We start from the raw sequence: 12,046 nt of genomic DNA, 5'->3' as shown, positions 1-12,046 counted from the left end.
CGGCGGAGCGCCGTGAAAAGCCCGCACTCCCCCGGTGTCCGTACGCGAGGCTCCGGGGCTGAGGGGGCCGGTGCGTGCGTTCCGGGCCGCGCCCTCCAACAGACAGCCTCAGCTCGACCGCTTGGCACACTTTTCGTAGTTGCCCGGAACTGCTGTACATGGCGGCGATGTTCCACGACGTCGGCCTGCTGGCGCCCTTCTCGGAGATCGAGCAGCGGTTCGAGGTCGATGGTGCCGACCATGCCCGCCAGTTCCTCCTGCGTCGGGGATTCTCGGTGGGTGCCGCGGAGACCGTCTGGACGGCGATCGCGCTGCACACCACGCCGGGCATTCCGGGTCGGATGGCGCCGTTGATCGCGATGACACAGCTCGGCGTCCTGACCGACATGCTCGGGCTGCCACACGCCGCCGTCGATGGTTCGCAGCAGGTAGCCATTGGCGGCGCGCTCGTGCACGTTCGCGGCTGCGCCCAGGACGGGGTGGCCGGCGAAATCCAGCTCCTCGAAGAGGCGCCTTCGACGCGCTGTACAACGCGCACAAGATCGCCTACGTCGCCCAAGTTCCGGGCTGGGAGTCCCTCGCGGTCCTCAGCGAGACCTTCGGCGTCTTCGAAGCGCTCTCGACGCTGGCCCAGGTTTCAGAGCAGCCCGCTTAGCTTTATCGCCGGACTTCAACGTTCCTGAGTGACCGCGCGCCGCCGGGCCAGCAGCCGCGCCGGCCCAGGGAGGGGGTCAGCCGGAGATCACCAGGCTTGAGATCCGGTCGCCGTCGAGCACGAAGGTCATGGGTCCGGTGCCGTTGTAGCCGTTGCCGGAGACGGCCAGAGTCACGATCCAGGTGCTGGGTGCGGTGCCGGGGCGGAGGTCGACGAGATCGAAGTGTGCCTGCACGCCGATGTTGTCGGTGCTGTTCCAACGCGCGATGCCGTCTTGCCCGTGGAAGACGCGTCCCCAGTCCTCGAGCGTGGCGTCGCGTGCGAAGGCTTCGAGGAATGCTGCAGGATCGGCGGCGTTCGTCGAGCTGATGAACTGCTCGATCGGGGCGGGGAGGGTGTGGTGCGACATGCTGTTCCTTTCGTGGGTGACCAGGGCGTCTGCCCCGGGCTGCGCGGCCTGGTCGCCGTGGAGTGCAGCTACGGCTGTGGCTCGGGCTGCTGCGATGAGTGGGGAGAGCCGGGCAATCGTGAGTTGAACACCGCGGCGTTCGCCACCTGCGCGCTCCACGACGCGGTCGAGGTACTTCAGTCGTTGCTGCACCCTGCGCATGTCGTGCTGGGTCGGCGTCGTGCCCGCGGCGAGCAGGGTCGCGGACTGGCGTACGTCGTCGACGGCGGACCTCACCATCCGTTCGATGAGTCCCGGCCACACCGCTCGCGCGACGGCTACGGCCGCCACCGCGCCGACTGCGGTCTGTCCGATCCAGGCGAGCGCGAGCTCGCCGAGACCGGAGGCAGGCTCGGCGCTGTCGCTCAGGAGGAACGCGTAAGCGGTGATGATCACGACGGCGACCGCGTAGTTGCGGGCGACGACCAGCACGACAAGGCCCTGCAGCATGCCGAGTGCGATGCCGACCAGCGCGGTCGGCACGTCGAACGAGAGCACGACAGCGGCCAGGAGGATTCCGACGATCGCACCGCCGATGCGTTGCAGGGCGCGGCGGTCGGTGACCGCCGCATAGCTGCCCTGGCCCAGCACACCCGCGGCGGCCACCATCGCCCAATAGGGGTGGGCCAGCCCGCTGGCTGTGGCAAGGAGGCCCGCGACGAGCACGCCCGCCGAGGTTCGGGCGGCCAGGAGCAGCGCGGCAGGGGTCGGCGGCCACCACAGAGGGTCGGCAGATGTTGCCGAGCGTGCGGTGCGGGCACGCCAGACCGCGAGGGCTGTGACGAGCAGGCAGCTCATCACCCCGGTGGCGAGAACGAGGAGCCCGTGGCCGACAGCATTGCTGGGCGGGAGGCCGGTGCCCGCTGCACAGGCCAGGACGATGAGCTGAGGTCCGGGAGCGCCGAACTGGCTGGCCTCGAAGTAGAGCGTGACGGTCGCCGCGAAGGCGGCGACCACGATGACGGAGAGCCACGGGTGTCCGGCGCTGGCCGCGCCGAGCGTGACTCCGAGTGCCAGGAGTGCCGCGGCGGACGCCGAGGCGGCGAGCGTTCCCAGCGCTCGCCGCCCGGCGCCGTACATGGCGGCGAATGCCCCGAGGCTTGCAGTCAGTCCCGCGCTGATGTCGCCGACGAGCGCGGCAATCATCACGGGCGTTGCGGTGCACAGCAGCGCGACGATCGCGACCGGGTAGTCGGCTGGGTCGGGACGCAGTCTTGGCAGGCGCCCGGGGTGTTCGCCGTTCATGTCAGCCGCGGTCCGCGATCGTGATCCAGCGGGTCTCGGTGAAGAAGTCGGCTCCCCACTGGGAGCCGAAGTGGCCGTAGCCCGAGTCCTTGACGCCGCCGACCGGGGCTTGTGGCTCGTCGGACACGGAGTGGTTGTTGATGTGCACCGCTCCGTGTCGTAGCCGTCTGGCGATCGCCAGCCCTCGGGTGGCGTTCTCGGTGTATACGGCCGAGCTCAGGCCGTAGTCGGTGTCGTTGGCCAGGGTGAGCGCGGCCTCGTCGTCGGGCACGGTGAAGATTGTGGCGACGGGGCCGAACACCTCCTCGCCGTAGATGCGCATCTCGGGAGTGATGTCGCTGAGGACGGTGGCTGGGTAGAACGCCCCGTCGGGCGAGCCGCCGCCGACGAGGACACGCGCGCCCTTCGCGACGGCGTCGGCGACGAGGCCTGCGACGCGCTCGGCAGCGCGGGCGTTGATGAGCGGCCCGACGGTGGTGGTGGGTGAGTCCGGGTCGCCCTGTCCGAGTGCTCGCACCTTCTCGACGAAGCGTGTGGTGAAGTCTTCGGCGATGTCTTGGTGGACGATGACGCGGTCCACGCACATGCAGATCTGGCCGGAGTTCATGAACTTCGCCGTGGTCACGCCGTTGGCGGCGTGGTCGAGGTCGGCGTCGGCCAGGACGAGGATCGGATTCTTGCCGCCGAGCTCCAGGATCGCGGGCTTGAGGTGTTGGCCGGCTGCGGCTCCGACGATGCGCCCCACGCCGGTGGATCCGGTGAAGTTGACGCGCCGGATCCTTGGGTCGGCAACCAGGGCCTGCACGACGCCGGGTGCGTCGGCGCGGTCGTTGGTCACGGTGTTGACGACGCCGTCGGGCAGTCCGGCGTCGGTGAGCACCTGGGCGAGGAAGAGGCCGGAGGTGACAGGGGCGTCCTCGCTCGGCCGGATGACGACGGGATTTCCGGTGGCGAGGGCTACGGCGACGGCTCGGGCGCACAGGATGAGAGGCCCGTTCCAGGGAACGAAGGCCGCGACTGGTCCGGCGGGCTCGCGTACGGCGAGGGACCACTGGCCCGGGACGTCCGTCGCCAGGAGCGAGCCGGTGGGTGTCGTGGCCATGGTCGCGGCCTGGCGGATCAGCTCGGCCGACATCGAGACGTTGAACGCGGCCCAGGTGCGTGTCCCGGCGGTCTCCGCGAGCATTGCTGTCGTGAACTCCTCGAGCCGGGATTCGAGGAGATCCGCGGCGTGGTTGAGGAGGGCACGCCGGGTCGAGGGTGCGGTGGCTGCCCACCATGCGAACGCCGCGTCGGCGGCGTCGACCGCGAGCGTGACGTCTCCGACGTCGCAGGCCGGGACGCGGAGGTAGGTCCCGCCCGTGCGTGGGTCGAGGTCGTCGGTCATCCGGCCGGAGGCGGCGGGTACCTCGCGTCCGCCGACGAGGTTGCCGTGGAACTGTGGTGGGGTCTCGGTGATGGTCATGGGTGCTCCTTGGGATCAGGCCTGGGCGGGGACGGGTGCGCTGGGGTGCAGCACGTCGGTCAGGCCGATGCGGGTCAGGAACTCGGTGCGGATGCGGTCGGCTACCGCGCTGACGACCGCGGCACCGTCGTCGGCCGGGTCGATGTGGACCCGGAAGGGACGCTTGCCATGGGTGGTGCCGACCACGTCGACGATTGCCGTGGCGACGTCCGCGACGTCGGCGTCCGGCGGGGCGAGCTCGGCGAGACGGAGGCTGACCTGTTCCATCAGGTTCGGGTAGTGGGTGTCGTAGGCGGCGACGGTCGCGGAGTCGGCGGGGCGGCCGCTGTTCGCGAAGTGGTTGGTGCCGTGGGTGAACGAGCCGGGGACCACGATCGTGGTCTCGATGCCGAACCGCGCCACTTCGGCCGCGTAGCTGACCGCCAGGGAGTCCATCGCGGCCTTGGCCGCGAAGTACGGCGCGAGGTAGGGCGGGGTGCCGCCGCGCGTGCTGGTGCTGCCGACCCACAGGAGCAGCCCCTCGCCCTGGCCGCGCAGGACCGGGAGGGCGGCGCGGTTGAGGCGCTGGGTGCCCAGGACGTTCGTGTCGTACACGGCGGCGATCTCGTCAGTGCTGAACGCCTCGGTCGGTCCGGTGACCATGTGCCCGGCGTTGTGCACGACGACGTCCAGGCGGCCGGCGTCAGCCAGGACGGTGGTGATCGCGGCGTCGCAGGACTCCTGCGAGGAGATGTCGAGCTCGACGGCGCGCAGGTCGACGGACTTGTCGGCCGAGTACTGCCGAGCCGCCTCGACCTGGGCGGCGTTGCGCCCGGACGTGCCACGCATGCCGGCGTAGACGATGTGCCCGGCGTCGGCCAGGGCGCGGGCGGAGAGCGCCCCGAACCCGCTGGACGCGCCGCTGATGATGATGACCTTGCTCATGATGTGCTCCTGGGTGAGTTGTGCAGGGGTGTCGGTCGGGTGGCCGGGCTGCCGGGGATCAGACGATGCCCCCGTTGATGCGGATGACCTGGCCGTTGATCCAGCGGGCGGGTCCGGCGAGGAACGCCACTACCTCGGCGATGTCAGCGGGGACACCGAGGCGCTCCAGGGGCGGCTGGGCGGCCATGTGCGCGATGGTCGCCTCGTCCTTGCCGTCCAGGAACAGGGCCGTGGCCGTGGGGCCGGGAGAGACCGCGTTGACGGTGATGTCCCGGCCGCGCAGCTCCCGGGCGAGGATCAGGGTGATGGCCTCAACCGCGCCCTTGGTCGCGGCGTAGCCGGCGTAGGTGGGCAACGACAGGTTGACCACGGAACTTGCGAAGTTGATGATCGCGCCACCCGGTCGGATCCGGCGAGCGGCCTGCTGGTCGACCACGAACGTGCCGCGCACGTTGACGCGATGCATGAGGTCGATGTCCTCGAGTGCGGCGTCGACCAGCGGGGCAAGGCGCATGATGCCGGCGGCGTGCACCACGACATCGACGCCGCCGAACGTCGTGACAACCTGGTCGAACGCCGACTGGGTGGCGATCTCGTCGGCGACGTCGGCCTGGATGGAGATGGCGTGACCGCCCGTGGCGGTGATCCCCTCGACGACGGCGTCGGCCTCGGTCTTGTTGCCCGCATAGACGATCGCGACGGCGAACCCGTCTGCGGCGAGCCGTTCGGCGGTCTCGCGGCCAATGCCCCGAGACCCGCCGGTGACGATCGCGACGCGCTCGGCGTCGGAGGGTGTGGTGCTGGTCATGGTGAGCTCCTTGATCGAACGGGTCGTGCTGACCGGTTCAATCTCGTGCGTGAGGTCCCGCTCAGGCATCGGCACTCGTTGCCTAAAAGGTTCATCCGGGTACTAGGCACCAGACGCCTAACGAGCGGCGTTAACATGCCCTATGCAAGGCCGACCCATGACAGACGCGTTGATCGGCCGCGAACCTCAGGTCCGCGCTCTTCAGGCCCTCCTTGACCATGCGGCCGGGGGCGCAGGTGCGGCACTCGTGCTGCATGGTGACGCCGGTGTCGGCAAGAGTGCCTTGCTCGAGGCGACGACCCTCCCGGGAGCCCTCACCCTGCGAACCCGTGGCATCGAGTTCGAGGCCGACTTCGCTTTCGCCGCGTTGCACCAGCTGTGCCGTCCGGTGCTCGGCTTGCTCGAATCCTTGCCGGGCCCGCAACGCGACGCTCTGGAGACCGCCTTCGGACTGCGCCCGGAAGCACAGGCCGATCTGTACCTCGCCAGTCTCGCCACGCTCAACCTGCTCACCTCGGCCGGTGAGGGCCACCCGGTGGTCTGCCTGGTCGACGACGCGCACTGGCTCGACGACGCCTCCGCGCGCGTCCTCGGGTTCGTGGGGCGCAGGCTGGCCGACGAGCCGGTCGTCCTTCTGTTCGCCACCCGCGACCGCCCCGAGCTGGGGCCCCTCGACCGGATACCGACAATGCCGGTCACGCCGCTGAACGAGGCGGAATCGCGCGCGCTCCTACGCTCGCGTCGCACAGCACCGCTGGACCAGCGCGTCGAGCAACGGATCCTCGCGGAGGCACGGGGCAATCCCCTGGCGCTTCTGGAACTCCCACAGATGCGGCACGACCCGAGCGCCGTGCCGGCGTACCTCGTCCTGACGGCGCGAGACACGGTGCAGAGGTCTTTCTCCCAGCGCCTGGCTGCCCTCGACCGGACGACACGGTTGCCGCTGCTCGTCGCCGCGGCCGAGCCGCTGGGAGACCCAAGACTCTTCTGGGCGGCGTTGCCCCGGCTCGATGTCGGACCCGTCGAGGTGGCCCGAGCCGAAAGCACAGGGTTGCTCGCCGTGGGGTCTCACGTGGTGCTGCGCCACCCCCTTGCCCGAGCCGCGGTGTACGAGGGCGCGACACCAGAGGACCGCCGGACGGTACACCAGGCGCTCGCCGCCGTCACCGACGCCGAACAGGACCTGGACCGGCAGATCTGGCACCGAGCACAGGCCAGCCTCGGCCTCGACGACGACCTTGCCGCCGACCTCGAGGGCGCCGCCTCCCGGGCAGCAGCGCGAGGCGGCCTGGCCGCAGCGGGCACCTTCCTGAGACGAGCAGCCGCCCTCAGCACCGAGGACACCACCCGAGCCCGACGACGCCTGGCAGCCGCGGACACACTGCAACGCGCCGGAGACATCGAGGGCGCACACGTCATGCTCGACCGGGCCGAGAGCGGCCCACTCGACACAGCCCAAGCGAACGAGGCACAACTGATCCGAGCACGGATCACGTTGTACACACGGCAGGGCAGCAAAGCTCTGCGGATGCTCCTCGGCGTCGCCGAGCGCCTGGAACCGGAGACCGCGACCGACGCCTACCTCGCAGCAATCCTGGCTGCACTATGGGGACGACGCCTGGCCGGCAAGGACCCCCTCCTCGAAGTCGCCCACGCAGCCGCCCGCCGCAGAGTCAAAGCGGCCCACGACGTACCGCGCAACCTGATCATCGACGCCTACACGTCACAAGCCACACGCCCACCCGCCGAGGCGGCGCACGCCATGCGACACACCGTCGAGGAACTCCTCGCCGCGCCTTTGCACGACGAACGCCTCGACCAATGGTGGTGGATCGGAGCGATGATCGCCGAGGACCTCTGGGACGAGACCTCCTGGCGAACCCTCGCCCGACGCCACGTCGACGTCGCACGCGAAACCGGGGCCGTAACCGTCCTCCCGAACGGACTCAACCTCCTGGCACTCACCGACGTCCACACCGGCGACCTGCGCACCGCAGACGCCCGGATCGCCGAGGCCTATGCGATTTCCGAGGCGATCGGAACCCCGGGGATCACCTATGTCGACTGCCTGCTGCACGCCTGGCGAGGCGAAGAGAAAGCCCTCCAGGCCATGATCGACACCGAGCATCCACGCGCCGTCGCGAACGGCGAGGGTGGTTCCCTCACCAGCCTCGAACTCGCCCAGGGCATTCTCTACAACGGCCTCGGGCAGTGGGAACGGGCGCTTGCCGCGACGGCTCCCACTCAGAAGCGCGACGAGATCGGGTACTACGCCTTCAACCCCGTCGAGTACATCGAAGCAGCGGCCAGGATCGGCAGGAACGACCTCGCGTCCGCCCCGATGCAGCGCCTTCACGAGCGAGTGGCCGCACATCCGACGCCCTGGGGCAGCGGCACCGAACACCGACTCCTCGCACTGCTCGCCGGACAGGAAGCAACCGCCGAAACCCACCACCAGGAAGCGATCGACTCGCTCAACGGATCTGCCGCCCGGCTGGAGCTCGCCCGATCGCACCTCGCCTACGGCGAGTGGCTGCGCCGGCAACGGCGGCCCCGCGAAGCGCGCGAGCACCTCAGTTCGGCACATGAGATCTTCGCCGCGGCGGGCGCCGTGGGGTTCGCCGAACACGCGGCCCGCGAACTGCAGGCAGCCGGCGGATCAGCCCGGCGCGCGTCATCGAGCACGGTCAGCGCACTCAGCGGCCGAGAACTCCTGATAGCCACACGCGTCGCCGAGGGCGCCACCTCGAACGAGGTCGCTGCCGCACTCTTCATCAGCCGACGAACCGTGGACGCACATCTGCGCACGATCTTCCGGAAGCTGGAAATCACCTCGCGACGCGAGCTGCGTTCGTTCGATCTGACCTAATTAGGGCGAAATGCGCGTGAAGAGCAGGGTTTGCCAGCTGCAAGATCCGGCTGCGCTGTCAGCGGCACAGCTTCCGCGTTTCACAGACGTTTGCCCTCGATCGACCGTCGGGCCCACTCTCGCAGCGTGATGGACCGCTGCTGCGCGAGGCGCGCTTCAAGCTCACGGACCTTTGGGGGCGTCCACTCACCGCGGTCGACAAGGATCCGCTCGTCGTTGAGCCCGGCCTCGGCTGTCATTTTGTCCCCGAAGGAACGAGTGTGTTTTTCCGTGTCCGGGCCGACGTACCGGGCCCGGACGCTCGTGACCTTGCCGGTCACTGGGCTTTGCGCTCCTCCAGGAGACCGAAGGTGCGACGGGAAGGTCTGCGCGCCATGGGTGGGTACTCTCGCCCACCAGGTGCGCCCACCGCCCATGCATGATCCGCCACCTGCGGACTCATCCCAGAGCCCGTGGGACTTCGGGTGGCCTCACAAGGCCGTCCCTGTCCGCTTCCGTCCCACGGGCCCGAAAAGAATTAGCAGGTCAGGCGGCGTTTTCCCGGTTCAGGAACCCGCCGCCCAACCTCCCCGATCCTCAGACGTTGAACCCGAGCATCCGCAGCTGCTCCTTGCCGTCGTCCGTGATCTTCTCCGGACCCCACGGCGGCATCCAGACCCAGTTCACGCGGAACCCGTCCACGAGGCCCTCGAGCGCCTGCGCGCTCTGGTCCTCGATGACGTCCGTCAGCGGGCACGCGGCCGACGTGAGCGTCATGTCGATGGTCGCGTGGTTGTTCTGGTCCACCTGGATGCCGTAGATCAGGCCCAGGTCCACGACGTTGATGCCCAGCTCGGGGTCGATCACGTCGCGCATTGCCTCCTCGACGTCCACCACGGTGGTCGGCGACGGGCCCACTCCCTCAGCGGGAGCGGCGGGGGCGTCCTGCCCGACGTCGGTGCTCGCCTCAGTCATAGGTCTCTCCTCAGTTCGTGGCCAGCGCGCCGCTGCGCGCCAGCGAGTCCTTGAGCGCCGCCCAGCCGAGCAGCGCGCACTTGATCCGGGCGGGGTACTGGGACACGCCCGTGAAGGCGGTCGCGTCGCCGAGGGCGTCCTCGGCGTCGTCGTCGCCCAGGCCCTTGCCGCGGGACGACATCAGGTCGTGGAACAGGCGGTCGAGCCGCGCCACCTCGGCGAGGTCGGCGCCCTCGACGAGCGAGGTCATGACCGACACGGACGCCTGCGAGATGGAGCATCCCTGCCCCTCCCACGAGACGCCCGCCACGGAACCCTCCGGCGTGACGTCGACCCGGAGGGTCACCTCGTCACCGCACGTCGGGTTCACCTGGTGCGACTCCCCCGCGAGGTGTCCCTCCACCGACGCGACGTCGACGAGCCCACGGCCCACCGGGTGCTTCGCGTGGTCCAGGATCACCTGCTGGTACATCTGCTCGAGCGTGCTCACGACGCTGCCTCTCTCAGTCTTGCCGACCTCGGTCGTCCCGAGGTTCTCACTCTGCTCCGAAGAACGCCCGGACCCCCGCCAACGCTTCCCGGAAGGCGACAACTTCTTCGACCGTCGTGTAGACCGACGCCGAGGCGCGCGCCGTGGCGGCCACGCCGAACCGGCGGTGCAGCGGCTGCGCGCAGTGGTGGCCTACCCGCACCGCGATGCCCTTGTCGTCCAGCACCTGCCCGACGTCGTGCGCGTGCACGCCGTCGACCACGAACGAGACCACGGCGAGCCGGTCGGCCGTGTCGAGCGGGCCGATCACCCGCACGCCCGGGATGTCGGCGATCTTCAGCATCTCGGCGGCCAGCTCGGTCTCGTGCCGGGCCACGCCCGCCATGCCGAGCTCCCCGAGGTACTCCGCCGCGCAGCCCATGCCGACGGCCTGGGCCACCATCTGGGTGCCGGCCTCGAACCGCTGCGGCGGCGGCGCGTAGGTGGTGGACTCCATGGTCACGACCTCGACCATGGACCCGCCGGTGAGGGTGGGTGGCATGGCCTCCAGCAGCTCGCGCCGCCCGTACAGTGCGCCGACGCCGGTGGGGCCGAGCATCTTGTGCCCGCTGAACGCGGCGAAGTCGACGCCGAGCTCGTGGAGGTCCACGGGCATGTTCGGCACCGACTGGCAGGCGTCGAGCACGGTGAGCGCGCCGACCCGCTGCGCCGCCGCGACGAGCGTGGCGACGGGCGCGATCGCGCCGGTCACGTTCGAGACGTGCCCGAACGCCAGCACGCGGGTGCGCTCGGTGACGATCGAGTCGAGGCCCGACAGGTCGAGCCGGCCGTCGTCCGCCACCGGGATCCAGCGCAGGACGGTGCCCGTCCGCGCGGCCAGCTCCTGCCACGGGACGAGGTTGGCGTGGTGCTCCGCCTCGGTGACCACGATCTCGTCGCCCGGCGCGAGCCGGAACCGCGCGGCGGCCTCTCCCCCGCGACCCAGGGTCGCGTTGGAGAAGGCGTAGGCCACGACGTTGATCGCCGCGGTGGCGCCGGGCTGCCAGACGATCTCGCCCTCGTCCGCGCCGACGAACGCGGCCACGGCCGCGCGCGCCTGCTCGAACACCTCGGTGGCCTCCTCGGCGAGCTGGTGCGCGCCGCGGTGGACCGCGGCGTTGCGCTGCTCGTAGAAGTCCACCTCGGTGTCCAGCACCACCTGGGGTTTCTGGGACGTCGCGGCGGAGTCCAGGTACACGAGGGGCTGACCACCCCGCACCGTGCGCTCGAGCAGCGGGAAGTCCGCGCGGACGGCGGCCAGCTCGGTGGTGGAGAGCGAGCCGCTCTCCGTAGCCTGCGGCGCCGGGTCGCCCGGTCGCACGGTGGTGGTGGTCATCATGTCCCCTCGAAGTGCCTCAGCGGTCGGTCAGGCCGTGACCGTCGAGCTCGCGCCGACGTACTTGTCGTAGCCTTCTTCCTCGAGGCGGTCGGCCAGCTCGGAGCCGCCCTCCTCGGCGATCTTGCCGTCGACGAAGACGTGCACGAAGTCGGGCTTGATGTAGCGCAGGATGCGCGTGTAGTGCGTGATGAGCAGGATTCCGATGTCGGAGGTCTCCTTGGCCCGGTTCACGCCCTCCGACACGATGCGCAGCGCGTCGACGTCGAGGCCCGAGTCGGTCTCGTCGAGGATCGCGAAGCGCGGCTTGAAGAGCTCCATCTGCAGGATCTCGTGGCGCTTCTTCTCACCGCCGGAGAAACCCTCGTTCACGGAACGCTCGGCGAAGGCCGGGTCCATGCGGAGGTTCTCCATCGCGCCCTTGACCTCCTTGCCCCAGGTGCGGAGCTTCGGGGCCTCGCCGGAGATGGCGGTCTTGGCGGTGCGCAGGAAGTTCGCGACGGAGACGCCGGCGACCTCGACCGGGTACTGCATGGCCAGGAACAGGCCGGCGCGGGCGCGCTCGTCGACCTTCATCGCGAGGAGGTCCTCGCCGTCGAGCGTTGCGGTACCCGAGGTGACCGTGTACTTGGGGTGGCCGGCGAGCGCCGAGGCCAGGGTGGACTTGCCCGAGCCGTTGGGGCCCATGATCGCGTGGGTCTCACCGCTGGCGATCGTCAGGTCGACGCCGCGCAGGATCGGCTTGGGGCCTTCCTTGGTCTCGACGCTGACGTGCAGGTCGCGGATCTCGAGGGTGGGCATATCGGTTACTCC

General features: G+C 69.9%; 11 protein-coding genes. 2 read left to right on the top strand and 9 right to left on the bottom strand.

Annotated features, from left to right (window positions below; all coding sequences use genetic code 11):
- Positions 1-74: 74 nt before the first annotated feature.
- Positions 75-683, top strand: a complete 609-nt coding sequence (locus tag ACIPN7_RS17085; protein ID WP_400544558.1) for an HD domain-containing protein — start codon at positions 75-77, stop codon at positions 681-683.
- A 48-nt stretch (positions 684-731) separates the two neighbouring features.
- On the opposite strand, the gene ACIPN7_RS17080 is transcribed toward ACIPN7_RS17085, so the two are convergent.
- The 4 genes from ACIPN7_RS17080 to ACIPN7_RS17065 are packed head-to-tail and all read right to left on the bottom strand — an operon-like array spanning position 732 to position 5,545.
- Entirely contained in the window at positions 732-2,348 is a 1,617-nt protein-coding gene (locus ACIPN7_RS17080; protein WP_400544555.1) for an FUSC family protein, read from the bottom strand.
- Between the two features lies 1 nt (position 2,349).
- Complete coding sequence (locus tag ACIPN7_RS17075; RefSeq protein WP_400544552.1) at positions 2,350-3,813, bottom strand: aldehyde dehydrogenase family protein; 1,464 nt, start codon at positions 3,811-3,813, stop codon at positions 2,350-2,352.
- Between the two features lie 15 nt (positions 3,814-3,828).
- Positions 3,829-4,737 carry an SDR family oxidoreductase gene (locus ACIPN7_RS17070; RefSeq protein ID WP_400544549.1) on the bottom strand — a complete coding sequence of 303 codons (909 nt, stop codon included), beginning with the start codon at positions 4,735-4,737 and terminating at the stop codon, positions 3,829-3,831.
- A gap of 58 nt (positions 4,738-4,795) precedes the next feature.
- Positions 4,796-5,545, bottom strand: coding sequence for an SDR family oxidoreductase (locus ACIPN7_RS17065; protein ID WP_400544546.1), 750 nt, complete (start codon positions 5,543-5,545; stop codon positions 4,796-4,798).
- Between the two features lie 157 nt (positions 5,546-5,702).
- Between ACIPN7_RS17065 and ACIPN7_RS17060 the strand changes: the two genes are divergently transcribed.
- Positions 5,703-8,414, top strand: a complete 2,712-nt coding sequence (locus ACIPN7_RS17060) for an AAA family ATPase (RefSeq protein WP_400544543.1) — start codon at positions 5,703-5,705, stop codon at positions 8,412-8,414.
- Between the two features lie 80 nt (positions 8,415-8,494).
- Here the strand turns inward: ACIPN7_RS17060 and ACIPN7_RS17055 are convergent, their stop codons facing one another.
- The 5 genes from ACIPN7_RS17055 to sufC all read right to left on the bottom strand — a co-directional run bounded on the left by ACIPN7_RS17055 (position 8,495) and on the right by sufC (position 12,034).
- The gene (locus ACIPN7_RS17055) at positions 8,495-8,734 is read right to left on the bottom strand and encodes a hypothetical protein (RefSeq protein ID WP_400544540.1); all 240 of its coding nucleotides are present in this window, start codon (positions 8,732-8,734) and stop codon (positions 8,495-8,497) included.
- A gap of 256 nt (positions 8,735-8,990) precedes the next feature.
- On the bottom strand, positions 8,991-9,368 hold the full coding sequence (locus ACIPN7_RS17050; RefSeq protein WP_020012947.1) for a metal-sulfur cluster assembly factor: 378 nt from the start codon (positions 9,366-9,368) through the stop codon (positions 8,991-8,993).
- A gap of 10 nt (positions 9,369-9,378) precedes the next feature.
- Complete coding sequence (sufU, locus tag ACIPN7_RS17045; protein ID WP_400544537.1) at positions 9,379-9,858, bottom strand: Fe-S cluster assembly sulfur transfer protein SufU; 480 nt, start codon at positions 9,856-9,858, stop codon at positions 9,379-9,381.
- A 46-nt stretch (positions 9,859-9,904) separates the two neighbouring features.
- On the bottom strand, positions 9,905-11,233 hold the full coding sequence (locus ACIPN7_RS17040; RefSeq protein ID WP_400544534.1) for a SufS family cysteine desulfurase: 1,329 nt from the start codon (positions 11,231-11,233) through the stop codon (positions 9,905-9,907).
- A 30-nt stretch (positions 11,234-11,263) separates the two neighbouring features.
- Complete coding sequence (gene sufC, locus ACIPN7_RS17035) at positions 11,264-12,034, bottom strand: Fe-S cluster assembly ATPase SufC (protein ID WP_400544531.1); 771 nt, start codon at positions 12,032-12,034, stop codon at positions 11,264-11,266.
- Between the last annotated feature and the right edge of the window lie 12 nt (positions 12,035-12,046).

Source organism: Promicromonospora sp. NPDC090134 (assembly GCF_044746965.1).
Taxonomy (GTDB): domain Bacteria; phylum Actinomycetota; class Actinomycetes; order Actinomycetales; family Cellulomonadaceae; genus Promicromonospora.
Note: the sequence above shows the minus strand (reverse complement) of the source record. Positions and strands in the feature narration are given on the sequence as shown.

Excerpts from the sequence above, each read along its gene's own strand:
- ACIPN7_RS17050 (WP_020012947.1), bottom strand. The coding sequence starts at position 9,368 with ATGACTGAGGCGAGCACCGACGTCGGGCAGGACGCCCCCGCCGCTCCC.
- ACIPN7_RS17080 (WP_400544555.1), bottom strand. The coding sequence starts at position 2,348 with ATGAACGGCGAACACCCCGGGCGCCTGCCAAGACTGCGTCCCGACCCA.
- sufC (WP_400544531.1), bottom strand. The coding sequence starts at position 12,034 with ATGCCCACCCTCGAGATCCGCGACCTGCACGTCAGCGTCGAGACCAAG.
- ACIPN7_RS17075 (WP_400544552.1), bottom strand. The coding sequence starts at position 3,813 with ATGACCATCACCGAGACCCCACCACAGTTCCACGGCAACCTCGTCGGC.
- ACIPN7_RS17060 (WP_400544543.1), top strand. The coding sequence starts at position 5,703 with ATGACAGACGCGTTGATCGGCCGCGAACCTCAGGTCCGCGCTCTTCAG.
- ACIPN7_RS17040 (WP_400544534.1), bottom strand. The coding sequence starts at position 11,233 with ATGACCACCACCACCGTGCGACCGGGCGACCCGGCGCCGCAGGCTACG.
- ACIPN7_RS17070 (WP_400544549.1), bottom strand. The coding sequence starts at position 4,737 with ATGAGCAAGGTCATCATCATCAGCGGCGCGTCCAGCGGGTTCGGGGCG.
- ACIPN7_RS17065 (WP_400544546.1), bottom strand. The coding sequence starts at position 5,545 with ATGACCAGCACCACACCCTCCGACGCCGAGCGCGTCGCGATCGTCACC.